The sequence below is a fragment of the Acinetobacter sp. 148 genome, from assembly GCF_031196675.1.
GTDB lineage: Bacteria > Pseudomonadota > Gammaproteobacteria > Pseudomonadales > Moraxellaceae > Acinetobacter > Acinetobacter baumannii.
The window spans coordinates 81,025-105,660 of sequence record NZ_JAVIMT010000021.1 but is presented as its reverse complement, the minus strand read 5'-3'; the positions used below and the strand labels follow the sequence as shown (position 1 = coordinate 105,660).

At 39.9% G+C, this 24,636-nt stretch carries 20 protein-coding genes; 6 read left to right on the top strand and 14 right to left on the bottom strand.

Annotated elements, in window-relative coordinates:
- Positions 1-167: 167 nt before the first annotated feature.
- The 3 genes from tatC to RFX69_RS04455 are packed head-to-tail and all read right to left on the bottom strand — an operon-like array spanning position 168 to position 1,602.
- The gene (gene tatC / locus RFX69_RS04465) at positions 168-938 is read right to left on the bottom strand and encodes a twin-arginine translocase subunit TatC (protein ID WP_001072722.1); all 771 of its coding nucleotides are present in this window, start codon (positions 936-938) and stop codon (positions 168-170) included.
- Positions 935-1,372 (bottom strand): Sec-independent protein translocase protein TatB, encoded by a 438-nt coding sequence (tatB, locus tag RFX69_RS04460; protein ID WP_057066284.1) that lies wholly within the window; start codon positions 1,370-1,372, stop codon positions 935-937. The genes tatC and tatB overlap by 4 nt, the downstream gene beginning before the upstream one ends.
- 11 nt (positions 1,373-1,383) lie before the next feature.
- Complete coding sequence (locus RFX69_RS04455) at positions 1,384-1,602, bottom strand: Sec-independent protein translocase subunit TatA (protein WP_000908081.1); 219 nt, start codon at positions 1,600-1,602, stop codon at positions 1,384-1,386.
- A 253-nt stretch (positions 1,603-1,855) separates the two neighbouring features.
- Between RFX69_RS04455 and RFX69_RS04450 the strand changes: the two genes are divergently transcribed.
- On the top strand, positions 1,856-2,731 hold the full coding sequence (locus tag RFX69_RS04450) for an AEC family transporter (RefSeq protein WP_001196405.1): 876 nt from the start codon (positions 1,856-1,858) through the stop codon (positions 2,729-2,731).
- Between the two features lie 195 nt (positions 2,732-2,926).
- Here the strand turns inward: RFX69_RS04450 and rdgB are convergent, their stop codons facing one another.
- The 7 genes from rdgB to RFX69_RS04415 all read right to left on the bottom strand — a co-directional run bounded on the left by rdgB (position 2,927) and on the right by RFX69_RS04415 (position 11,319).
- Positions 2,927-3,553 (bottom strand): RdgB/HAM1 family non-canonical purine NTP pyrophosphatase, encoded by a 627-nt coding sequence (gene rdgB / locus RFX69_RS04445; protein WP_000106715.1) that lies wholly within the window; start codon positions 3,551-3,553, stop codon positions 2,927-2,929.
- A gap of 168 nt (positions 3,554-3,721) precedes the next feature.
- A complete protein-coding gene (locus RFX69_RS04440) occupies positions 3,722-4,309 on the bottom strand; it encodes a tetratricopeptide repeat protein (RefSeq protein WP_000751692.1) in 588 nt (195 codons plus the stop codon).
- A complete protein-coding gene (gene metW, locus RFX69_RS04435) occupies positions 4,306-4,899 on the bottom strand; it encodes a methionine biosynthesis protein MetW (protein WP_001217230.1) in 594 nt (197 codons plus the stop codon). The genes RFX69_RS04440 and metW overlap by 4 nt, the downstream gene beginning before the upstream one ends.
- Positions 4,899-6,059 (bottom strand): homoserine O-acetyltransferase, encoded by a 1,161-nt coding sequence (locus tag RFX69_RS04430; protein WP_000009640.1) that lies wholly within the window; start codon positions 6,057-6,059, stop codon positions 4,899-4,901. Before RFX69_RS04430 ends, metW begins: the two co-directional genes overlap by 1 nt.
- Positions 6,060-6,142: 83 nt before the next feature.
- Positions 6,143-7,840 (bottom strand): 2-isopropylmalate synthase, encoded by a 1,698-nt coding sequence (leuA, locus tag RFX69_RS04425; protein ID WP_000978841.1) that lies wholly within the window; start codon positions 7,838-7,840, stop codon positions 6,143-6,145.
- A 459-nt stretch (positions 7,841-8,299) separates the two neighbouring features.
- Positions 8,300-8,983, bottom strand: coding sequence for a Fe2+-dependent dioxygenase (locus RFX69_RS04420; RefSeq protein WP_001984475.1), 684 nt, complete (start codon positions 8,981-8,983; stop codon positions 8,300-8,302).
- 104 nt (positions 8,984-9,087) lie between these two features.
- Positions 9,088-11,319, bottom strand: coding sequence for a TonB-dependent siderophore receptor (locus RFX69_RS04415; protein ID WP_002072256.1), 2,232 nt, complete (start codon positions 11,317-11,319; stop codon positions 9,088-9,090).
- Between the two features lie 414 nt (positions 11,320-11,733).
- On the opposite strand from RFX69_RS04415, the gene tig reads away from it, so the two are divergent.
- The 4 genes from tig (at position 11,734) to RFX69_RS04395 (ending at position 16,145) form a co-directional block, all read left to right on the top strand.
- Positions 11,734-13,068 (top strand): trigger factor, encoded by a 1,335-nt coding sequence (gene tig / locus RFX69_RS04410; RefSeq protein WP_001198432.1) that lies wholly within the window; start codon positions 11,734-11,736, stop codon positions 13,066-13,068.
- Between the two features lie 192 nt (positions 13,069-13,260).
- A complete protein-coding gene (gene clpP, locus RFX69_RS04405) occupies positions 13,261-13,866 on the top strand; it encodes an ATP-dependent Clp endopeptidase proteolytic subunit ClpP (RefSeq protein WP_000289452.1) in 606 nt (201 codons plus the stop codon).
- Between the two features lie 101 nt (positions 13,867-13,967).
- Positions 13,968-15,281, top strand: a complete 1,314-nt coding sequence (clpX, locus tag RFX69_RS04400) for an ATP-dependent Clp protease ATP-binding subunit ClpX (protein ID WP_001289250.1) — start codon at positions 13,968-13,970, stop codon at positions 15,279-15,281.
- A 147-nt stretch (positions 15,282-15,428) separates the two neighbouring features.
- Positions 15,429-16,145, top strand: coding sequence for a DUF2846 domain-containing protein (locus RFX69_RS04395; RefSeq protein WP_001269736.1), 717 nt, complete (start codon positions 15,429-15,431; stop codon positions 16,143-16,145).
- Between the two features lie 24 nt (positions 16,146-16,169).
- Here the strand turns inward: RFX69_RS04395 and RFX69_RS04390 are convergent, their stop codons facing one another.
- From RFX69_RS04390 to RFX69_RS04375, 4 genes are all read right to left on the bottom strand, one after another.
- Entirely contained in the window at positions 16,170-16,724 is a 555-nt protein-coding gene (locus RFX69_RS04390) for a DUF2059 domain-containing protein (protein ID WP_000155519.1), read from the bottom strand.
- Positions 16,725-16,865: 141 nt separating this feature from the next.
- Positions 16,866-18,392 (bottom strand): fumarate hydratase, encoded by a 1,527-nt coding sequence (locus RFX69_RS04385; RefSeq protein ID WP_000207467.1) that lies wholly within the window; start codon positions 18,390-18,392, stop codon positions 16,866-16,868.
- A gap of 227 nt (positions 18,393-18,619) precedes the next feature.
- Positions 18,620-20,764, bottom strand: a complete 2,145-nt coding sequence (gene pta / locus RFX69_RS04380; protein WP_001092293.1) for a phosphate acetyltransferase — start codon at positions 20,762-20,764, stop codon at positions 18,620-18,622.
- Positions 20,765-20,806: 42 nt separating this feature from the next.
- Positions 20,807-22,009: an acetate/propionate family kinase gene (locus RFX69_RS04375; protein WP_000236000.1), complete on the bottom strand. Its 1,203-nt coding sequence runs from the start codon at positions 22,007-22,009 to the stop codon at positions 20,807-20,809.
- Positions 22,010-22,771: 762 nt separating this feature from the next.
- Between RFX69_RS04375 and edd the strand changes: the two genes are divergently transcribed.
- Positions 22,772-24,625, top strand: coding sequence for a phosphogluconate dehydratase (edd, locus tag RFX69_RS04370; protein ID WP_000365488.1), 1,854 nt, complete (start codon positions 22,772-22,774; stop codon positions 24,623-24,625).
- Positions 24,626-24,636 lie beyond the last annotated feature (11 nt).

Sequence of the window (24,636 nt, the reverse complement as noted above, 5' to 3'; positions counted from 1 at the left end):
TCCGTAACTTTTGTGTGTATATTTGTTGAGTCGATTCTATGGATTGAAAATGACACTTTTCTTACATTTTTAAGTCACTTTGAAGACAGTTTATTGCTTTGTAGATTAAAAAGCGTTCTACATAAAAAAAGCCTGAACTTAGAAGTTCAGGCTTTTTTATATTATTTTTATTCAGCAGAATGGGTTTTTCTCTTTTCAAGAATTTTGCCGAAGAGTAAGCCTATTTCGAAAAGTAGCCACATTGGAATTGCTAGCATCACCATCGAAATCGCATCGGGTGGGGTAATGAACATCGCTACAAAGAAACATCCTACAATAATAAAACGTCTTTTTTCAGCAAGGCTTTGCGTATTTACCACACCAATCAAAATGAGTAGCAAGGTCGCGATAGGAATTTCAAAAGTGACACCAAACACTAAAAATAGCTTTAAGCAGAAGCTTAAATAACTATTAATGTCGGTCATTGGTGCTACTGTTTCAGGTGAAACGCTAATAAAGAAATGTAATATGGCAGGCAGGGTAATGTAATAAGCAAAAGCGACACCTGCATAAAATAAAATAATACTACCAATCAGTAACGGCAGCGCTAAATGACGCTCTTTTTGATAAAGCGCCGGGCGAACAAAAGACCATATTTCATAAAGAATAAATGGCATTGCCAACATGAGCGCAACAAATAAATTAAGTTTAAATGGCGCCATAAAGGTTGCTGTAACATCCGTTGCAATCATGGAAGATGAGGCAGGAAGTTGTAACCTTAGAGGCTCAGATAATAATTGATAAGTATGATTTCGAAAGGGCAATAAACAAAAAAATAAGAATAATGTTACCCCTACAATCCTAAATAAATGACGTCTTAAAACCACCAAATGATTCATGATTGGCATTTGGTCTAGGTTTTCTTGACTATTTACAGCGGTTGAAGGCAGTTGGTTCATACGGCAATCTTCAATTCAACAGGAGATGTTTCTGAAATATCAGTTTGAGGAGCCAAAGGCGTAACTTTAGTCAGATACGGCACTTTGTAATGGCCCGATATAGGAGTACATTTCCGAATAGGCTTTTGTGTTGTTTTAGCTGTTTCAGTTGCTTCTAAAGTTTCTGAAACCTGCTGTTTTTGTATTTCTTCAAGCTGTTGTTGTACTTTACGTTCTAATGCTTCAATGCGGTTAAGTTCCTCTTGCATTTCTTTGCGGAACTCAGACAGACGTAGCTCCTGATCAATCTCGTTTTGCAGATTCGTAATATAGCGTTTTAGTCGAACATACCAGCGACCTGCAAAGCGTGCAGCTTCCGGAAGCTTCTCTGGACCTAAAACTAAAATTGCAATAATTGCAAAACAGAGTAACTCTGTCATTCCTACATCAAGCATGGGTCAAACCTTTAGCTTTTCACTGATGTGCTTTCAGATGTTTTAACTTGTGCATCAATTGTACGAGGGCTATTTAAAGATGCAGCTTCGTCTTCTTCACGAACTGACTTTTTAAAATCTCTTACTGCACCGCCTACATCTTTACCGATATTTTTTAGCTTAGATGTACCGAACAATAAAATAACGACAATTGCGAAAATAACGACATGCCAAATAGATAAACCAGCCATGATTTTATACCTCTTTTTAGTTCGCTTTATATCAACAGGTTGCCATGACAGGAATGTGACACTTATATTTCATTTTTAAGACAATATTTATAAGTAGACACTTACGACTAGATTTTTAAAGATATTTTTTTGGGAGGATTTATAAATTTTATTGAGCTTCGTTCTTAGACGAATTTACTTGAAATAGATCATACATTTCAAAACCAAAAGGTGTAGCATAACAAGCTGATTTTGACGAGCGAGAGGAGAGAGCGTGGCATTATTACTGCCTGTATTGGCATTTATCACAGGACTTCTACTTGCTCAGACCTCCATTTCAGAAACCGTAAAACCTATTCTCTCAGCTTGGCTTGCACGACTCCTGATTCCGATTGTGATTATTTACAACATGGTCTTTTATCAATCGGGAAGCTTGAGCTTAATGCTTTTTAGTTTTGGTTCGGCGTTCATTATTTTCTTTGCTTATTTGGCTTTATTTAAAGACCGCTTATTGGCGCTTTGCGTAAGTTATACCAACATGGGGTGGCTTGGTTTTCCTTTCGCTATGGCTTTATTCGGTCCTGAAGCAACTGCTCCAATTGTTGCTTTATATATTGGAATGTCGCTTTTTGGCAATGCTTGGGCTGTGACTGCCGTTACTACGGCACCACAAAGTAAGCTCAATATATTAAAAAAGGTTTTAACTTCTCCGCCTTGTATATCGATATTTTGTGCTGTTGTGCTCAGACTTTTAGGGGCCCAACATATCGAAAGCCCTGCTATACATTGGGTTTATGAGGTTGCTAAATTTGCAATGACTTTTGCAGGTATGTGTGTGCTTGGAATGTGGCTGCGCCGTACCAGAGTTTATACAAAAGATTTAATTTACAGTACAAAAGCTCAAGCATTTAAAGTGGCCTGTGGATTTGTACTTTGTGGATTAAGTTATAGATTTTTACCGATTCCAAATATAAATCAGCAAATTGGAGTAATGTTTTTAATGTTCTGTCTGCCGCCAGCAGCCAATATTGTAGCTCTAGAAACTCATTATCAAGGGACGGGTAGATCTGCTGCTTATATCGCTTCAGGGACGATTGTGAGTTGTGTGTGTATTGCGATTTATGCAGTATTTTTACACTTGTTCGTCTAATTAATTATTTAATTATAAGTTTCCTGCACTTGCTGGTGCGAAGGCGGCATGGATGCCGCCAGTTAGACTGTGGCACAGGGAAGTGCCATCAGTCTAACAAAAGATTTTTGCTTACTTTTCATCTTTGAAAAGTAAGGTTCGCCTATACAAAGTTTAATCTGTTTTAACGCTGTATAGTTTGGCCGTGTGATCAGCCTACTTCTGCAAGCTCTCTCTAAATAACTGCATCGCTTGCCCACGATGACTAATCTTATTCTTATCTTCTTTAGACAACTCAGCACTAGAAACTTGAAGCTCTGGCAACCAGAACAGTGGGTCATAACCAAAACCATTTTCACCACGTGGCGCTTCTAAAATTTCACCATGCCAGATGCCTTGGAAAATTTGTGGCAATGGATCTTCCGCATGAGTCACTAAAGCAAGTACGCACACAAACATACCTTCAATCGCTTCACCATTTTTACGAAATGGCAAAAGGTCATTTAATAATTTGGCATTATTCGCTGCATCGTCACCATGTTCTCCAGCATAACGTGCTGAATAAATACCAGGTGCACCCCCTAAAACCGGAACACAAATACCGGAGTCATCAGCCATAGCAGGTTTCCCTGAAATCTTAGAAGCATGACGCGCTTTAATAATGGCATTTTCAATAAAGCTTAAGCCGTCTTCAATGGCATCGGGAATATTTAGGCGACCCTGAGGAATAATTTCTACAGGCAACTTAAGCTGTTCAAAAAGTTTTTCAAACTCTGCGACTTTACCTTTGTTGTTACTTGCAAGGACTAAAGAGCCCTGATCAAACCAATGTGGGGTAGACATAAGATAACCAAACTTTATAACCAATATTGAACGTGAGCTATGTTACGTGTTTTTTGAAAGGGGATATAGAGCAAAACAAATAGAATATAAAATTAGAAGCTTAAAAAACTAAAACCACCTTATAGGTGATATAAGGTGGTTTTAGTCGAGTAAGTATAAGCTGGATTATTATTGTGCTTGAATCCATTTATCCGCGCGGTCACGTGCCATACGGATTTGCTCTTGAGTTAAGTTTGCAGCAAGAGCCGTCTTTTTACCTTCAGATAAGCTAATCACTTTATTGTCGAGCATGCCATCACGAGTTGAAAGTTCATACCACTGGTAAGCACCTACGTAGTTTTTCTTTTGCTCTTCCATCATCGCAAGGTTGTAGCTTGCACGGTTATCGCCGTTACTTGCCGCTTTTTCGAAATATTTACGAGCCATAGCTTCGTCTTTCTTAACGCCAATACCATCTGCATACATACGGCCAACATTTAATTGCGCAGGTGAAAGACCTTGATCAGCAGCAGCTTTAAACCATGCAAATGCTTGTTTATCGTCTTTTGCTACATCTTTGCCGTATTGATAACGTGTACCAAGATAAAACTGTGCTCCAGCTTGACCAGCTTGAGCCGCTTTTTGAAGGTCATGAATCCCCATTGTGGAGAAGCGCGCAGCTTGGCTCGCAACCGATTGTGGCTGGGCGATATAATCTGCATGAGCCTGCATACTTAGCAGTCCTGCAATTAGTGTGCTAAATAATGTCTTTTTCATAGTGCACTCACTCGATAAATAGCGACTTCACCAAACAAATTCGGAACATGTTTGCTTAACAGGCTTCCCTGCTGGTTTCCATTGACGGCGAGTCGATTAATAATTTGTATTTGATTTTCTGCACATAGTGCTTCGAAATCTTTAAACGTACATAAATGAATGTTGGGGGTGTTATACCACATATATGGTAGAGCATCCGATACAGGCATCATCCCTTTTAATGCTAGAAAAGAGCGAGTCTTCCAGTGTGCAAAGTTTGGAAAAGTGATAATGGCCTGTTTACCCACACGCACCATGTCTCTTAATAAAACATCGGGTGCATCTACGGCTTGCAAAGCCTGTGCCATAACCACATAGTCAAAAGACTGGTCGGCAAAACGGCTTAAACCGAGATTCAAATCTTGTTGAATAATATTTAACCCGCGACTGACGGCAATTGCAATCTTTTCTTGATCAATTTCTAAACCATAAGCACGAATTTGATGCTTTTGGCTCATATGAGCGAGTAATTCACCGTCACCACACCCTAAATCGAGTACGCTAGAGCCGGGTTTAATCCACTTTTCTGCTAGTTGTTGATCAATACGCATTAGCTTGCCTCCAGTGAAGTCGATTTTAAATGTTCTTCACCGCCTAAGAAAGCGCGCAGTGTTTTGACATACAGTGGAATCGGGAATAAGAACGAGTCATGACCTTGTTCAGCATCAATATCAAGATAACTTACCGGTTTATGATTGGTAATGAGAGCATCTACAATTTCTTGTGAGCGGCTTGGTGCAAAACGCCAGTCAGTGGTGAATGAGACAATCAGGAACTGGCATTTGGTTTTACTCATCGCTTCTGTAAGCGAGTGTCCGTATTCACGCGATGGATCAAAATAATCCAAAGCTTTGGTCATAATGAGATAAGTATTGGCATCAAAGTTACGACTAAACTGTTCACCTTGATAACGGAGATAACTTTCGACCTGAAACTCGACATCAAAACCGTACATAAACTTGCCGGATTTTAAATCACGACCAAATTTTTGTTTCATGGCTTCTTCAGAAAGATAGGTAATATGACCAACCATACGAGCCAAAATTAGACCACGCTTCGGATAGCTATCATTTTCCAAATAACGGCCATGATGGAAGTCCGGGTCGGACAAGATGGACTGACGTGCCACTTCGTTAAACGCAATATTTTGTGCTGAAAGCTTTGGCGCACTGGCAATAACGACACATTTTTGTAAACGGTCAGGGTAGTCTACCGACCATTGTAATGCCTGCATGCCACCCAAAGAACCACCGACCACCGCATACCAGACACTTATTCCTAAGCGGTCAGAAAGCATGGCTTGAGTTTTGACCCAGTCACGGACCGTTACTAACGGGAAATCTGGACCATAGGGACGATTGTCATTTTCAGGATTTGGTGAAGTTGGACCGGTTGATCCACTACATCCGCCAATATTATTAAGCGCAACTACAAAAAATTTATTTGTGTCGATTGCCTTGCCCGGGCCAATACAGCTATCCCACCATCCAGCTTTTTTATCATCTTCATGGTGATAACCCGCTGCATGATGATGTCCGGAAAGGGCATGGCAGATTAAAATCGCATTTGATTTATCTGCATTTAAAGTGCCGTAAGTTTCAACCATTAACTCAAAGCGCGGTAAAACACGGCCACATTCAAGATGTAAGGGTTCTTCAAATTGGAACTTTTGCGGAGTGACTAACCCCACTGAGTCAGCTGGAAAAGACACGGGAACATTTCGCCTTTTAAATCTTTCAGGAATAAAAAGAAAGGATACCAAGCTAGGTATCCTTTCCAAAGTCTTTTTTTTAATTAAACAGCGGCGGCAACAACCTGATCTGTACTTAAAACACCTTGATCAATCAAACGGTTGGTACATGCAATAATAGCTTCAATAGATGAAGTGACTGTGTTGTCGTGAACACCTGCACCAAATGAGCCTCTGCCTGTACCTTTCACTTGAAGTTCAATTAAGGTTAATGCTTTGGCATTTGCACCTGAACTAATACTGCGTTCTTCGTAGTTCAATACATCAATTGGTAATTGAAGTGCATTTAAGAATGCAGAGATAGGACCATTACCTTCGCCACGTAATTGTTGAGTTTCACCTTCAACATCAATCTCAAGTTCAATAATTTGAGTACCATTAATGTCAGATAACTTATAGTTTTTGACCGTGTAATGATGGTTTTTCACTTCAACATACGTGTCTTTAAATAAAGTCCAGATTTGTTTAGCACTAATCTCTGTACCATTCTCATCAGTATATTGTTGAACAACCTGACTAAATTCGATTTGTAAACGACGAGGCAATACAACGTTATAGTTTGATTCTAATAAGTAAGCGATACCGCCTTTACCAGACTGACTATTTACACGAATGACAGCATCGTAGTCGCGGCCCAAATCTTTCGGGTCGATTGGTAAGTACGGCATATCCCAGATTTCTTCGTTTTTCTGGTATTCAAAGCCTTTTTTGATTGCGTCCTGATGCGAACCAGAGAATGCAGTAAATACCAAGTCACCTGCATATGGATGACGAGGGTGTACAGGTAAACCAGTACATTCTTCAACCGTTGCAATGACTTCATTAATATTAGAGAAATCTAATTCTGGTGCTACACCTTGGGTGTACATGTTCAATGCGATAGCAGCAACGTCAACGTTACCGGTACGTTCGCCGTTACCAAATACGCAGCCTTCCACACGGTCGGCACCTGCCATAATGGCAAGTTCTGATGCAGCAATACCACAGCCACGGTCATTGTGACAGTGAACGGAAATAATCACGCCATCACGACGTGCCAAATTACGATGCATCCATTCGATTTGGTCTGCATAAACATTTGGTGTTGAAACTTCGACAGTCGCTGGTAAGTTCAAAATAACTTTATGATCTGGACGTGCATCCCAAATTTCTGTAACCGCATCACAGACTTCTTTTGCTACTTCTAATTCAGTTGCAGAGAAGCATTCTGGACTGTACTGGAAAATCCAGTCAGTTTCAGGATATTGCGCAGCATATTCTTTCACTTTCTGAGCTGCATTCACCGCCAACTGTTTTGCGCCATTAACGTCTACATTCAACACTTTTTGACGGAAGGTTGGAGAGTTAGAGTTATAAATATGCACAATTGCGCGCTTAGCACCTGCTAAAGCTTCGAAAGTACGCTCAATTAAATGGTCACGTGCCTGAACCAATACTTCAATGTATACGTCATCAGGAATATGATTTTCTTCAATCAACATACGAGTAAAATCGAAGTCAATTTGAGACGCAGAAGGGAAGCCGATTTCAATATGTTTAAAACCGATTTTTACAAGCATTTTGAACATTTTGAACTTTTGTTCCATGTTCATCGGTTCAAAAATTGCTTGGTTACCATCACGTAAATCCGTGCTCATCCAGATTGGCGCTTTTGTAATTTCATTATTTGGCCATTGGCGATCTGGTAAATCGACTCGCTGGTACATACGGCGGTATTTTTTGCTAGGGTCAGCCAACATCATGAGAAAACTCCTTATCTCGTAGCACGGTTGCTCTAGGTGTCGTGAAAAAGGCAACGTTCTACAGTTATATATGGTATCTAATACAGAAAAATTAAAGGGAATTTGAAAAGGTCTGCTCTAAAATGCAGACAAAAATTTATACGCGCGCGAGGCGCAGCATCAGGAGTTCGAGATGATGTCTTGCTTGAGTAGGCTGGGCAAACAAGTGATTCGTTTTCATCTATAGACCATGTAATAGTAAGTTTGGTGGTTTGCTAATATGCTTATTGTTTAGATATATCACATCTAAACAATGATTACACGTTGTGCAAAAGTCTTATACACATTTTAATTTCAGTGTTCAGAAAATAATTTTCTAATTTTGCATTGTTCTATATTTTATCGAAAATAATTTTCATTATTTTGCCTTATTGAGATAAAAATAATTGATTAGACTAAATAAGGCAAAAATAAATAGAGTTATAGTTCAGCCCACTTACGCATCAAGTTATGGTAAAGGTTGGTCAGTTTAATGACTTCGCTATGATTGTCACCTAGCTGCATTCTTAGGTTTTGTACTGTTTGATCTAGGTTAAAAAGCATATGTCGTTCGGCATCATCACGCACCATACTTTGCACCCAGAAAAAAGAAGCAATACGACAGCCAGAAGTAATTGCTGTCACTTCATGCAAACTGGTAGATGGATATAAAATCATATCTCCTGCTGGAAGTTTCACTTCGTGATAACCATAAGTGTCTTCTACGACCAGATCACCACCTTCATATTCTTCAGGTTCGCTTAAAAATAAAGTACATGACAAATCGGTTCTAAGTCGTTCGTTTGTACCACGTATACGACGGATAGAGTTGTCTACATGAAAACCAAAAGACTCCTGATTTTCATAACGATTAAACAGGGGAGGGATAATATCAAGTGGTATTGCAGCAGATAAAAATAATGGGTGAGTGCCTAATGCCTCAAGAATAATATTACTCAGATGGTGAGTAAGCGGATGATCTTCAGGTAATTGCTGATTGCGTTTTACAGTTGCAGAGAGTGTACCAGCGGTTACTTTGCCATTGACCCATTCAATTTTGTCCATTTCATTACGAAAATATTGGACCTGCTCTTTACTCAAGACATTGGGAATATGATGGATCACGGTGATACCTGCGAGTAATAATAGTAGAAAATTAAAATAGCCTCTAACAAGAGAGGCTATTTTATATTATAAACCATAAAAATATTATGGGATTCTAGGTTAACTTAGTATTTAAAGTTAACTGCTAGAACTGCACTACGGCCTTCTGCTTCTGTTGCATAGTGAGAAGCGTAAGCTTTAGTGAAATAGCGCTTATCAGATAGGTTGTTGATATTTAATTGAAGATCAACATTTTTATTTACGTTGTAACGTGCCATCGCATCGTAACGTACGTAAGATGGAACCCATTTAGTATTTGCTACATCACCATATACTTTGTCAGAGTAAACAGCGCCAGCGCCTACCGTCAATTGTGGAAGTACTTTATAGGTAGTCCATAACGTAGCAGCTTGCTTAGGTACGTTTGGCATTTGGTTGCCATTATAAATGGATTGGTCAGTACATTTTCCGCTACGACAAGATTTACCATTTTTGGTTAGTTCACTGTCTAAATAAGTGTAGCCAGCTGAAATGTTCCATTTATCAGTAATTTCACCATTTAAGCCTAATTCAAAACCATCAACTTTACTTTCACCTACATTTGCATAAGTAGTTGGGTCGATTTGTACACGTGTATTTTGTTTTTCAGTACGGAAAATAGCAGCTGTTAAATTTAGGTGGTTATCTAGGAAATCCCATTTCGTACCGATTTCAAATGTTTGTGCCTCTTCGGGATCAATCATTTGATTATTGGCATTAATTGTTTCGCTATTATCCCCCCAACCTGCATTTAAGCCGACTGGACTAGCTGAGGTTGCATAGCTTGTATAAATTGAGCCATTCTCTGTTGGTTTAAATGTAATGCCCGCTTGATAGGTCACGAAATCTGAATCATTTTTTGCTGTATAGGCCGCTGCACTAGAAGTGGCTAAGAAGTTTTGTTCAGCTTCAAACTTATCCCAACGTAGGCCAAGATCTAATAACCATTTTGGTGTGATCTCAATATTGTCGAGTAAGTAGACAGAAGTACTTTCTACAGTTGCATCAAAGTCTGGGCGTGCTTGTAAACGGTCAACAAATGGCTTTTGAGTTGGACCATTGAGCGAAGTACACCAATTTGTTGATAAGTCTGAACAATCGCTATAGAAGCCAGTACTAGAAACATTACCTTTGGCATCAATAATGTTATAGCCGCCTTTATCAGTTTTTTGTTTGCTGTACTCTGCTCCTACATTAAATCTGTGCTTTAAGAAGCCAGTATCAAATTTACCTGTAAGTGCTAATTGATCGGTAAATGTCTCACTATCTGTAATAGCTGAGTTCAAACGATGCCAAACAAGACCTTTGCCAACATTACCTTTTGAGTCATCTGGGTTTGTCCAGACATAATCATTTTTTGATTTGGCATACATGGCCGTATTAGTAATAGTTATATTGTCGGTAAGGTCGTGTTCTAATTTAATTGTACCGATGTGATTTTCTTGCTTTTGAAAATCTCGATCTTTCCAGCCGTAATATGTACCTTGTTTGACTTCAGCCGGTTTACCTTGAGCTTTTCCAAGAGATGAATCCCAATAAGGAATACCTGAATCAGGTTTATCATCAGTTTGTAAATAATAGTAGCTCAAAGTTGCACGTGTCGGTGTATCTAAGCCAAAAGTAATACTTGGTGCAATACCAACACGTTTATATTCAGCCCCATTACTTTGGCCAGCCTTTTCATTTTGATGTCCCAAAACAGCTACACGTGCTGCAATGCCATTTCCAAAGTCTTTATTACCATCTAAAGTGATACGTTGGTAGTTATCAGTACCAGCGGCTACTGAGCCTTCTAGAAAATCACCCTTTTTAGCTACCTTGGAAATCATATTGATGCTGCCACCAACTGAACCTGCACCACCCATTGCTGATGCAGAACCTTTGGTTACCTCTACTTGCTCGACCGCAAACATTTCACGGTTTTGTGAGGTAGAGTTGCGGATACCATCAATATACATAGAGCTTTCTGAACTATAACCACGGATGAAAGGTCGATCACCATTCGGATTACCGCCTTCACCTGCACCTAAAGTAATGCCAGGAACAGTACGCAATGCATCTGCTAAAGTTGTTACTTTTGTATCTTCTATAAGTTGTTTTGAGATAACTGATACTGATTTAGGAGTATCTAGAAGGGGAGCAACGAATTTAGAGTTTGCTGATTGATCAACCTTTAAAGATTCTTCTTGAGTCGCTTTAGTATGGATAGTTGGTAATTGCGAAACTGCTTCTTGCGCCATCGCAGTTGTTGCAATCATCGAGAGCGATGAGGCGATTGCAGAGGAAACAATTTTTTTACGTGTTCTAATCAATGACATGACTTTCAGGACTTAAATATAAACGTTATGCGAATAATAATAATTCTTATTTATATGTACAGTTTGTGTTAATTGGATTTGCCGATAGAATTGTGAAGGAAATGTGAAAGTTTTAATCACTTTTAGTTGCAAAATGGTCCTAATTATTTGATTAAACTTAACTGTTTGGAAAATCGATAACTTTATTAAAATTAATTGTAATTTTAGATTTGTAAAGAATAGTTAAAAAATTACTTTTGCTTAACTTTGCATTAAAAAAAATTAAAAAATCATAAAATTACTGTGAAATTTCCTAAAAATACGTCCTTCAATTTTATGATCTGATCGGTTAATTTTGTATATCTTGAAAGTTGTCATATAATACAGCACTTTTTTAAAAACTGTTCCTACTAACTAATTTTTATCGAGGAAGCCATGCAAGTAACGACTGAAGCGGTTTCGGGCGTTGCCCGTCGTTTAAATGTTTCTGTACCGACGAGCCGTATTAACGAGCAATTTGAAGCTCGTTTGAAGCGCACTGCCAAAACTGTGAAGATCAACGGCTTCCGTCCGGGCAAAGTACCTGCAAACGTTGTTCGCCGCGAATACGGTGCAAGTATTTATCAAGAAGTTGTGAATGACATCATTCGTGACAGCGTATTTGAAGCAATTCAACAAGAAAAAATCAATGCGGTAGGTATGCCGAACATTGAGAAAGTTGAACATAAAGAAGATGCTTTAGTTTTTGAAGCAACTGTAGAAGTTTATCCTGAAGTTGAAGTAAAAGCATTTGACGGTTTGGAAGTTGAACGTAAAACAGCTGAAATTAAAGACGCTGACGTTGACACCATGATCGAAAACTTGCAAAAGCAACGTCAAACTTGGGCTGTAACCAAGGGTATGGCGAAAAAAGACATGCAAGTGACTTTTGACTTTGAAGGTTCTATCGACGGTGAGAAGTTCGAAGGTGGTTCTGCTGAAGACTTTAAACTTGTGTTAGGTTCAGGCCGTATGATTCCTGGCTTCGAAGACGGCATCATTGGCATGAAAGCTGGTGAAGAGAAAGTTATTGATGTAACTTTCCCTGAAGATTACCAAGCTGAAAACTTAGCGGGTAAAGCAGCTCAGTTCAAAATCACTGTGAAGCAAGTTGAAAAGCCTAAACTTCCAGAGATTGATGCTGAATTCTTAAAAATCTTCGGTGTTTCTGAAGAAGAAGGCATTGAAAAATTAAAAGCTGACGTTCGTAAAAACATGGAACGTGAAGTTCGCAATGGCTTACGTAACCAAGTTAAACAAGCTGCATTTGATGCTCTTGTTGCTGCTAACGAAATTGAAGTTCCAGCTGCAATGGTTGCTCAAGAAATTGACCGTCAACGTCAACAAATGGTTCAACAATTCACTCAACAATTTGGTGGTGCAGGCGCGCAATCTTTTGACAAGAGCATGCTTCCTGACGAATTGTTCAAAGAACAAGCAGAACGTTCTGTTAAGCTTGGCGTATTGGTAAGCAAAGTATTAGCTGATGCTAAACTTGAAGTTGACCAAGCACGTGTTGATGCTTACATCGACGACATGGCTTCTTCTTATGAAGATCCAACTGAAGTGATTGAATACTTCAAAAATGATGCTCAACAACGCGCTCAAATTGAAGCTGTTGTGTTAGAAGATCAAGTTGTTGATCACATCTTAGCTTCTGCTAAAGTGACTGACAAAGCAGTATCTTACGAAGATTTATTGAAAGAACAACAAGCTCGCCGTATGGGCTAATCTTTTGAGAAGTCAGGAAAAGGCGCTTTAGGCGCCTTTTTCATTTTTAGGTATATGGTTAATTTGAGTACGTCTTAAGTACTTAGGTATAAATAATATAATATTTCAGTGCGAACCTTTTGCAATTTGAGAAATTATCCCGCATATTGTTGCCATAGGTTAAGTCACAAAAAATTTAGGAATAAATAACGTATGTATGTTCCAACAATTGAAAATGCTTTAGTTCCTGTTGTGGTTGAACAATCTTCTCGCGGCGAACGTTCTTTTGATATTTATTCACGACTTTTACGTGAGCGCGTCATTTTTCTAACTGGTGAAGTTGAAGACAACATGGCAAATTTGATTGTTGCCCAAATGTTGTTCTTGGAAGCTGAAAACCCAGATAAAGATATCCATCTTTATATTAACTCGCCAGGTGGTTCGGTCACTGCTGGTATGGCGATTTATGACACGATGCAATTTATTAAACCTGATGTAGTGACATACTGTATGGGGCAGGCTGCATCTATGGGCGCATTCTTATTAAATGCTGGTGCTAAAGGTAAACGCTATTGCCTTGAAAATGCACGTGTAATGATTCACCAACCATTAGGTGGATTCCGTGGTCAAGCATCAGATATTGAAATTCATGCTCGTGAAATTCTATTTATTAAAGAGCGCTTGAACCGTTTGATGGCAGAACACAGTGGTCAAGACTATGACACGATTGCTCGTGATACCGATCGTGATAACTTTATGACTGCACAAGCAGCAAAAGAATATGGCTTGGTCGATCAGGTATTAAGTAAGCGTCCATAAGGGAAAATATTAAGTGGCTTGAGTTGTTGGAAAACGCCTCCATATAGTCATTTAACCCTATCGCTTGCCCTCATATTTAAGATTCTATTTGTGGAGAGAATATGTCCGAACATCCTCAAGGACAAAAACATTGTTCATTTTGCGGTAAAACGCAGTCTGAAGTCGGGAAACTGATTGCGGGCGAGGACGCATATATTTGTAATGAGTGTGTAGATGTCTGCTTAGACCTTGTACAAACCAGCCAACAGGTTGAAGCAGGTGACTGGGCGAGCAAGGCATTGCCAAAACCACATGAAATACGTGCTGCGCTTGATCAATATGTAATTGGTCAGGATCTCGCCAAAAAGACATTATCTGTTGCCGTTTATAACCATTATAAGCGTTTGAAAGTCGGGCAATCTGGTCATGTGTCTAAAGATGTGGAAATTGCTAAAAGTAACATTCTACTGATTGGGCCTACCGGTTCAGGTAAAACATTACTTGCTCAAACATTGGCTCGTTTGTTAGATGTGCCGTTTGCAATGGCAGATGCGACTACTTTGACGGAAGCGGGTTATGTTGGCGAAGACGTTGAAAATATCGTACAAAAACTTTTGCAAAAAGCAGATTACGATGTAGAAAAAGCTCAAAAGGGTATTATCTACATTGATGAAATCGACAAAATTACACGTAAATCTGAAAATCCGTCGATTACTCGTGACGTGTCTGGTGAAGGTGTACAACAAGCTTTGCTTAAGATGATTGAAGGTACTGTAGCTTCAATTCCACCACAAGGTGGACGTAAGCATCCACAGCAAGAGTTCATCCAAATTGATACCTCAAATATTCTATTTATTTGTGGTGGTGCGTTTGCTGGACTGGAAAAAATTGTACAACAGCGTCAAGAGAAAGGCGGAATTGGCTTTACGGCTGATGTTAAAAATAAAGATGAAACCAAAAAACTTGCTGAATTATTCCGTCAAGTTGAGCCAACTGATTTAGTTAAATTTGGTTTAATTCCAGAATTCATTGGCCGTTTACCAGTGATTGCAACGCTTGAAGAGCTTGATGAAGAAGCGTTAATGCAAATTTTGACTGAACCGAAAAATGCATTAACTCGTCAGTATCAATACCTGTTCAATATGGAAAATGTTGACCTCGTATTTGAAGATTCAGCTTTACGTGCAGTGGCTAAGCGAGCGCTTGAGCGTAATACCGGAGCTCGTGGCCTACGTTCGATTTTGGAAAATGTTCTACTTGAAACGATGTATGACTTGCCAAGCCGTACAGATGTAGGAACAGTTTTCATTAATGAAGCAGTTATTAATGGTGAAGCTGAGCCTGTCTACAAGTCAGAACGTCAGCCTAAAGAAGCAGTAACACATGAAAGTGTTGCCAAGGCAGATTTAAAAGTAATTGATTCGAAGTCTGCTTAGATTTCATTCATCTAAAAAGCATGAATTGCCTCGGTGATTCATGCTTTTTTTGTTTTCAATTTATGTAGGTGGTGTTAATCTAAAAAAACAAAATACGCATAGTTTTGCGATATAGAAAAATCAAAAGAAAACGCTTTGAGGGATGTCATGCGTTATTTAATTATTGCTTTAAGTTGTGCCGCATTACTTGCAGGTTGCCAAAGTTCATCACACTTAGAAAAGAATTCAGGTGAGCTGACCGCCACTTTACCTAAAGTTGATGTTGATAAAGAACCCGGTTTATTGGATCAATATCGTTTAGGGGGCTTCACTGTAGGGGGATGGGTAAATCAAAAGTTAGGTCAGACATTTGCGCCAGTTAAACCCCAAAATGAGCAGGCAGCAGTTGTCTATCTTTACCGTCCAGACACGAAATGGAATCGTCAAGAAATTGCAGCCATCAATTTATTTGTAAATGGAAAACGAATTCCAAGTTTATTGCATAACCATTATTACTGGATTGAACTGCCAGCAGGAACTTACCGTATTTCAGCGAGCCGCCCTTTGTTGGGGATTCATTTTCAAGAACCTAAATATATCGATATTACGGTAGATGCAGGCGCATCTTATTATTTGAAGTATGATGAAGAAAATAAAATGGACCGTAGTGAGCACACGGGTCCATTTATGTTAATGCAAGATAATATTGGCCGTAGAGAAATTGCATTTACCGAGCTTAAATCTTCTAGCTATAATTTTGTTGCTGAAGATGCTTCAGGAAAAATACGTCATAAACCCCAAGAATTAAAACCTGCTAAATATAATGAAAAGTCAGATGTACATCTGATAAAACCATTTAAATTGTGGAACCCTTTAACTTGGTAACAATTTGAGGTCGATAAAGAAAAGTTAAGACTTTTCTTTATCTTTCATTAAGGGTGCAATAATTTTTAGCATTTCTTCTTGCATATGATCTCGTGCTTTAGGGTCATTAAAAGTTTGCTGTCCCAATTCCATCATATATTCTGAAATTTGCCCCATAATCTGTACGTTTTTACGGGTAATTGATTGGCCTTCTGGGGTTTTCAAAAACTTTAAATTTGCTTGGATTTCTTCTTCGGTATAAGTTTTTAAATAAATATCTTGTAAGGCTTGAGTCGTTTTAGGGCTACTAATCAGCTGGTTACTCGAATCTTTTAAAAGTAAGCCTAACTTTTTCGCTGCCTCTTTTTCTTTCGGGCCTAAAGTTTTGATGCCCGTAATATTGCTAATGATCTGTTCAGCTTGTTGATCATAGTAAGGCGTTAACTCATTGATTGATTCTTTCAATAGATAATCAATTTGGCTCATTTGCATGAGTTCTTTCACTGAACTTAACTTGGCAGGAGAAGCAAATAAGCTTGTAGTAATACAGCTTAGACAGAGACTGATTGAAAGATTTTTAAGAATAGGGCGAATAGTCATGAAATGACCTATATGCAGTGTAGGGCGGGTGGGTGTATTCATTAATAGCACAGATTGGCGAACCAATTGTTACAATTCTTTTCAATTTCAAAAAAATATTAAAAGGCATAAAAAAAGCACCGAATCCGGTGCTTTTCTTGATTAGCCAGCTGCGGCATCGATTACTGGAATTTTACCAATTTTCGCTTGCCAGATTTTTGGAGCTACTGCGTGAATTGAAGTACCGTTTACATCAACTGCAACAGATACAGGCATATCTTCCACTACAAATTTGTAGATTGCTTCCATACCCAAGTCTGCAAATGCAACCACTTCAGCTTCGCGAACAGCTTTAGATACGAGGTAAGCTGCACCGCCCACTGCCATGAGGTAAGTTGCTTTGTTGTCCTTGATTGCTTCAATTGCTGTAGGACCACGATCAGCTTTACCAATCATACCGAATAGACCAGTATGCTCGAGTACTTTACGTGTGAATTTGTCCATACGTGTAGCCGTTGTAGGGCCAGCAGGACCAACCACTTCATCACGTACCGGATCAACAGGACCAACGTAGTAAATAAACTTACCTTTAAGATCAACCGGTAACTCTTCACCGTTATCGATCATTTCAACCATACGTTTATGTGCAGCATCACGACCTGTGTACATTGTACCGCTAAGAAGTAATGTGTCGCCCGGTTTCCAAGAATCCATTTCTTCTTGAGTAATGGTATCAAGGTTTACACGTTTAGATTGTGAAGCATCCCAAGTTACAGATGGGTAGTCTTCAAGTTTTGGTGCTTGAATATGAGCTACACCTGAACCATCAAGCTGGAAGTGAGCGTGACGAGTCGCAGCGCAGTTAGGAATCATACCTACTGGTTTGCCAGCAGCGTGACATGGGTAGTCTTTGATTTTAATGTCAAGAACAGTCGTTAAACCACCAAGACCTTGTGCACCAATACCAAGAGCGTTTACTTTTTCAAAGATTTCGATACGAAGTTCTTCGATTTTGTTCTCTGGTCCACGGCGAAGTAATTCGTCCATGTTGATTTCTTCCATGAGTGCTTCTTTCGCAAGCATCATGGCTTTTTCAGCAGTACCACCAATACCGATACCGAGCATACCAGGAGGGCACCAGCCTGCACCCATAGTTGGAACGGTTTTAAGAACCCAGTCAACAATCGAGTCAGATGGGTTAAGCATCGCAAGTTTAGATTTGTTTTCTGAACCGCCACCTTTAGCAGCAACAGTAATATCTACTTTGTTACCTGGTACGAGTTTGTAGTGAATAACGGCAGGGGTATTGTCTTTTGTATTTTTACGACCAAATGCAGGGTCAGCAAGTACAGATGCGCGAAGAACGTTGCTGTTTTCAAGGTAACCTTGGCGAACACCTTCATTTACTGCATCGTCTAAGCTCATTGTTAAATCAAATTTAACATCTAAGCCCACTTCAAGGAAAACGTTAACAATACCAGTATCTTGGCAAATTGGACGATGACCTTCCGCACACATGCGAGAGTTAATTAAAATCTGTGCAATTGCATCCTTTGCAGCTTTGTTTTCTTCGCGATCATAAGCACGGCTCATCGCTTGGATAAAGTCTTGCGGGTGATAGTACGAAATAAACTGTAGGGCGTCCTTGATTGATGTAATCAAGTCATCTTGTTTGATAATCGTTGTCATACCAAAAAATCTCTTGAGCGGGCTGTTAGCTAGCGGGCTAAATTATATGACAAAAAGACAATCTTGTGGGGGATTGGTTGATCTTTTGACCGAAAGTCGAATAACACAAAGGCTAAGTTATTTAAAATTAAGAACAACCTAGAATCAGGCTTATTTTTTAAAAAATAAAAAAAGCCATTTGAGCGGATATCAAATGGCGAGAGGTAGAAAAGATTAAATGATATTAATTATTTGGCAGCAGCTTGCTGCTCGGCCTGAATGGCTGTTAATGCAATAGTAAAGACGATGTCATCTACTAAAGCACCACGAGACAAGTCATTGACTGGCTTATTTAGGCCTTGCAGCATTGGGCCAACGCTAACTACATTTGCTGCACGTTGTACTGCTTTATAGGTTGTGTTGCCTGTATTTAAGTCGGGGAAAATAAATACATTGGCACGGCCAGCAACGCGTGAGTCTGGCGCCTTTTGGCGTCCTACACTTTCAACTGAAGCTGCATCGTATTGGAGTGGACCGTCAATCAGTAAATCAGGACGACGTTGCTGTGCAATTTGAGTCGCTTGCTGTACTTTCTCAACATCAGCACCCGTTCCAGATGTACCAGTTGAGTAGCTGATCATGGCAATACGTGGGTCAATTCCAAACGCTTTTGCAGAGTCAGCAGACTGAATCGCAATTTCGGCAAGCTGTTCGGCTGTAGGGTCTGGGTTAATTGCACAGTCACCGTAGACATAGACTTCATCTGGTAAAAGCATAAAGAAAATGGATGAAACCAGTGAGTATGCTGGTGCAGTTTTAATCAGCTGGAACGCTGGACGCACTGTATTGGCGGTTGTATGAACTGCCCCTGAAACTAATCCATCCACATGATCTAAAGCCAGCATCATGGTGCCGAGAACTACAGTATCTTGTAATTGCTCTTTAGCTTGTAAGTCGTTGAGTTTGCCTTTGCGGAGTTCGACCATTGGTGCAATATATTGGTCACGGATCTGATCTGGATCAATAATTTCTAACCCGGCTGGTAACTCGATACCACGTGCTTTTGCTACGTCATGTACAGCTTCTGGTTTTGCTAACAAAATACAATGCGCAATACCACGAGCCTGACATATAGCGGCAGCTTCAATAGTGCGTGGCTCATCACCTTCTGGAAGGACAATCCGTTTTTTAGCTGCAATCGATTTTTGTACCAGTTCATGACGGAATGCAGAAGGGGAAAGGCGTGGTGTAGCACCGTTATTACTATGCTGTTTAAGCCATTCGACATCTATGTGACTGGAAACAAATCGGGTCACTTGCTCGGCACGTTCAGTGTCATCGGTTGGAATTTCATTACCAAAATCGGATAGGCGCTGCGCAGTTTCTAGTGTATTTAAATGGGTGTGTAAAATTGGCAACCCTTGTTTGATAGCACTTTGGCAAAACTCTAAAAGCTTGGGAGCAGGAGCTTCACGCTCAGTCAACACCAAGCCTGCCAGTGGAATGCCATTACTGGTGGCGAGACTACTTGCCAGTAATACATCGGTACGTTCAGAAGCGCTAATGATCAGTTCGCCAGCAATGAATTTATTCAGTTCATATTCAATGCTTGAGGCAATTAAACTTGAGTGCAAAATACGACGTGTTTTTGCTTCACCTTGATTTACCCATTGGCCATCAATCACGCTCGCGATATCTAATGTTCTAGGTACACTTAAGGTATTACTAAACGGAACTAGACCAATAATTGGTAAATCGCTTGATCCAAAGTAGCGGTTATATTTTTGCAATTCTGCCGTAAATTTTGCGATGTCTTCGGTTGGACGTAACGACGGGTCAAATGCAACCGGTATTTGAGCTGTTTCTTCAGACAACCCGCGTGTACGCATAAAGAGTACGCCCGCTGTTCGGTTAGAGGTTGCACCACCAAACTGCCGTAAGTGAGCTTCAACTTTCTCTGCTGTTTTACGTGGGTTTTGTATATCTGCTGTACTGACTAAAACCACTTCAGCATCAAGCGCTTGTGCAAGGCTTGCATTAAGTTCACTGGCAAAATGGTCTTGTCCATTTGGTAATAAGCCTTCAACAATAATCACATTATTGTCTGCTGCGATACTGCGATGAAGACTTACTGCTTCTTCAAGTAACTCATCGACTTCACCAGCCGCAATGCGTTGGGTTAGCTTTTCATGAGAAATGGATTGAACTGTTTTGCTTTGAAATAAATGACCAAATAAAGAGGTAGTTCGGTCTAAATTTTCTTGATCTACCTGAGAGAACGGTTTTAAAAAGCCTGCTTTAATCCCATTACAATCAAGTGCATAAATCATACCTAAGCAGGCAGAGGTTAAACCAACCCCTTCACCTGTAGGAATTAATAAAATTGTATTCATATAAACCTATAAATAAATGAATAGCGTTTTTGACTTCTGTAATTAAGCAAGGCTAACTTCAGGAGATGTATTTTGTGAAACCTCTACAACCTGACGAGTTTCTTTGGCAATACGGCCTTCTTCATCGGTTGGAATCACCCAGATTTGTGGACCTGTGCCGCTATCAATACGGCCTTCTGTACCACGTTTTAAATTGTTGTTCTGGTCTTTATCGAGCTGTAAACCGAAATGAGGTAAATAAGCTAGAGTTTTTTCACGTATATAAGCTGAGTTCTCACCAATACCGCCTGTAAAGATCAAGCCATCAATACTTGGTAAACCACAACTTAGGGCAGCAAGTGATTTTGCAAGGCGATAGCTAAATACTTCAATCGCAAGGCAAGCATCTTCATTGCCATTTTCAGCAGCTTCAATCACTGTACGCATATCGTTAGAGAGTTGTGATAAGCCAAGTAATCCACTTTCGTTATTTAAAACTTTATCGATTTTTGCTAAGTCCCAGCCAAGATTTTTAGCAAGGAAGCTGTGTAAGCTTGGATCGACATCACCACTACGTGTTCCCATTACAACACCTTCAAGTGGAGTAAGGCCCATAGAAGTATCAACACTTTGTCCATTCCACACTGCACAAGTCGAGCTACCATTGCCCAAGTGTGCTGTTAACCAACCGCCTTTTTGGAATTTTCCTGCCAGTTCACTGCCGCGGTCAGACACATAAGCATGGCTTGTACCGTGGAAACCATAGCGACGAACATTATGTTCTGTATATAAAAACTTAGGGATTGCATAACGGTATGCATGTGCAGGCATAGTTTGATGAAATGCGGTGTCAAATACGGCAACTTGAGGTAATTCAGGGAAAAGGCGCATCGTTGCTTCAATCCCGATTAAGTGAGCAGGATTATGAAGCGGTGCAAGCGGAGTGGCTGCACGAATACGTTCTACAATTTCAGGGGTGAGTAATTCAGCTTTGGTAAGGCTTCCACCATGTACGACACGGTGACCGATTGCTTGAGGTTTATAGTTTGCAAGACGTGCAAGTAAAGTTTCTAAAGCTTTGGCGTGGTCAGCATAAGGAATTGAAAGCTCTAGCGGTTCTCCACCGACGGTAATCCCTTTAATACGAGCATCAGCTGCCCCTAAGTTTTCTGCTAAACCGTAAATACGATCTTCACGACGCTCTGAAACCAGTGCGTATTTAATAGATGAAGAACCGCAATTAATAACTAATACTGATGTAGCCACGTTGAAATACCCAAGTCCTGATATAAAAATAGTTTTCCTAACTTCCTGATCAAAAGGCATTAATTGTGTGATGCATTAAGAGCAGGTTGTGATGTTTTAACATGTGTTGTTTTTCTGTCCAAGATAGACTTTAGCCCATTAGACTTAAGCACTATCGACCATTAAATTTTTTATAACTAATATTCGCTCAGTATAAAGCTTAACCACTGTATTTATTGTTTTTTTGTAGAAGAATTAAACAGTTTTTTGTATATATTTATGAAAGGTAGATTTCTATTTAATGTATTTTTCAAATATTTGGTATAAATTTTTTAAGAAAAAAGAAGTGCTGTTATTTTAATCAAACTAGAGGGGAGTATTACAAATAATATACGTAAATGAAATTAAATTTTAATCGTTTATATATAGGTTAAAATGAATAAATCATAAACATTTTTAATATAAAACTTAGTATAAAAAAGTCGGTATTAATACATTTATAAGAATATTTTATTGCTTTGATATTATGAGAATTTTCTCATAGTTAATAGAGGCAGATGTACCAATAAATATAGTCAAAAATAAAACCAGCTTCTCGTTTAAAACTTAAACATAATTTGTATTTAATACCGATGCTCGAGTATTACCGTAAAGTTGACTAGGGCTTGCATGTCGCTTTTTGCCTTAATAATATTGTTCCTCCCCCTTATCAAATGATGATGAAATATATCATTTGGTCTATTTTTATGTTCCGGCTTATCCGGTTGTACAGGAGCGTCCAGCATGGACTTGCCGAATCCAGTATTGGCAAAAGTTACTGAACGTGTAATTGCGCGTAGCCAAAAAACTCGTTCTGCATATTTACAACGTATTGAACATGCCCAAGGCAAATTCCCAGCTCGTGGTGCACTCTCATGTGCCAACCTGGCTCATGGTTTTGCTGGCATGGAAGATAATGAAAAATTAATTATTAAAGTTGGCCGTGAACCAAATATTGGCATTGTGTCTTCATATAATGAAATGCTTTCAGCACATGCCCCATATAAAACATTCCCTGACATTATAAAAACAGCTGCACGTGAAAATGGTGGTGTTGCACAGTTTGCGGGCGGTGTACCGGCAATGTGTGATGGTATTACTCAAGGTAATGCCGGTATGGAATTATCACTATTTTCACGTGAAACCATTGCGATGGGGACTGCGATTGCACTTTCCCATAACATGTTCGATGCCGCATTGTGTCTCGGGGTATGCGATAAGATTGTTCCGGGCTTGCTGATTGGTGCTTTGCAGTTTGGTTATCTACCAACCATTTTTGTACCTGCGGGGCCAATGAGTAGCGGTTTGTCGAATGATGATAAAGCTAAAATCCGCCAGCAATTCGCGACAGGTCAAGTAGGACGCGATGCCCTACTTGAAGCTGAATCGGCTGCCTATCATGGTCAAGGAACATGTACATTCTATGGTACTGCGAACAGTAACCAAATGTTGATGGAAGTGATGGGCTTACATTTGCCAAGTGCGGCATTTGTTCATCCTCATACGCCATTACGTGATGCGCTCACTGCCGAAGCTGCTAAACGTGTACTTGACTTAACTGCCGAGCGAGGCAACTACACGCCGATTGGCCATGTTATTGATGAAAAAGCCATTATTAATGGTATTGTGGCCTTACTGGCTACAGGTGGTTCAACCAACCATACGTTGCATCTTATTGCGATTGCACGTGCGGCTGGCATCTTAATTGACTGGGATGACTTTGATGAGTTGTCTGCTGTTGTTCCATTGCTCGCAAAAATCTATCCAAATGGCAAGGCCGATGTAAACCATTTCCAAGCTGCGGGTGGGGTAGCCTTCCTTATTCGTAACTTACTTGAGGCTGGTTTGTTACATAACGATGTGACGACTGTCGCTGGTAAAGGTTTACAGCATTACACCAAAGAACCGAAATTGATTGACGGTAAGCTCACTTGGGTTGACGGGGTAGTTCAAAGCCTTGATGACAAAGTACTCCGTAGCATTGATGCGCCGTTTCAGCCAGATGGCGGCTTGCGCTTAATGCAAGGTCGCCTTGGCCGTGGTGTTATCAAGATTTCTGCGGTTGCTCCAGAGCACCGTAAAGTGAAAGCACCGGCAATTGTTTTTGATTCGCAAGAAGCGGTACAGGCAGCGTTTGATCGTGGTGAATTGCACCGAGACTTTATTGCGGTTGTCCGTTTCCAAGGTGCGCGTGCTAATGGTATGCCTGAGTTGCACCGCTTGACTCCTGTGTTGGGTGTTTTACAGGATCAAGGCTTCCATGTTGCATTAGTAACCGATGGCCGTATGTCTGGTGCTTCAGGCAAAGTACCGGCAGTCATTCATTTGTCTCCAGAAGCGTTATTGAACGGCCCGATTGGCAAAGTTCAAACTGGGGATATGTTAATTATTGATGCTGAAGCTGGTGTACTCGATATTGAGTTAGATGAGCAGACTTGGCAGTCACGTCCTGTTGCTCAACCAGAACATCAGGCAGAAAACGAAGTTGGTTTTGGCCGTGAATTATTTGGTGTGTTCCGTGCGGCAGCAGCGCCTGCTGAACATGGTGCATCAGTGTTTGGTGCACTTGTTGGCGAAGAGCCACAAGGGCAGATTTAAGACAAAGGAAT

Coding starts and splice junctions, on each gene's coding strand:
- tatC (WP_001072722.1), bottom strand. CDS start 938: ATGAACCAACTGCCTTCAACCGCTGTAAATAGTCAAGAAAACCTAGAC.
- tatB (WP_057066284.1), bottom strand. CDS start 1,372: ATGCTTGATGTAGGAATGACAGAGTTACTCTGTTTTGCAATTATTGCA.
- RFX69_RS04455 (WP_000908081.1), bottom strand. CDS start 1,602: ATGGCTGGTTTATCTATTTGGCATGTCGTTATTTTCGCAATTGTCGTT.
- rdgB (WP_000106715.1), bottom strand. CDS start 3,553: ATGTCTACCCCACATTGGTTTGATCAGGGCTCTTTAGTCCTTGCAAGT.
- RFX69_RS04440 (WP_000751692.1), bottom strand. CDS start 4,309: ATGAAAAAGACATTATTTAGCACACTAATTGCAGGACTGCTAAGTATG.
- metW (WP_001217230.1), bottom strand. CDS start 4,899: ATGCGTATTGATCAACAACTAGCAGAAAAGTGGATTAAACCCGGCTCT.
- leuA (WP_000978841.1), bottom strand. CDS start 7,840: ATGATGTTGGCTGACCCTAGCAAAAAATACCGCCGTATGTACCAGCGA.
- RFX69_RS04415 (WP_002072256.1), bottom strand. CDS start 11,319: ATGTCATTGATTAGAACACGTAAAAAAATTGTTTCCTCTGCAATCGCC.
- tig (WP_001198432.1), top strand. CDS start 11,734: ATGCAAGTAACGACTGAAGCGGTTTCGGGCGTTGCCCGTCGTTTAAAT.
- clpP (WP_000289452.1), top strand. CDS start 13,261: ATGTATGTTCCAACAATTGAAAATGCTTTAGTTCCTGTTGTGGTTGAA.
- clpX (WP_001289250.1), top strand. CDS start 13,968: ATGTCCGAACATCCTCAAGGACAAAAACATTGTTCATTTTGCGGTAAA.
- RFX69_RS04395 (WP_001269736.1), top strand. CDS start 15,429: ATGCGTTATTTAATTATTGCTTTAAGTTGTGCCGCATTACTTGCAGGT.
- RFX69_RS04390 (WP_000155519.1), bottom strand. CDS start 16,724: ATGACTATTCGCCCTATTCTTAAAAATCTTTCAATCAGTCTCTGTCTA.
- RFX69_RS04385 (WP_000207467.1), bottom strand. CDS start 18,392: ATGACAACGATTATCAAACAAGATGACTTGATTACATCAATCAAGGAC.
- pta (WP_001092293.1), bottom strand. CDS start 20,764: ATGAATACAATTTTATTAATTCCTACAGGTGAAGGGGTTGGTTTAACC.
- edd (WP_000365488.1), top strand. CDS start 22,772: ATGGACTTGCCGAATCCAGTATTGGCAAAAGTTACTGAACGTGTAATT.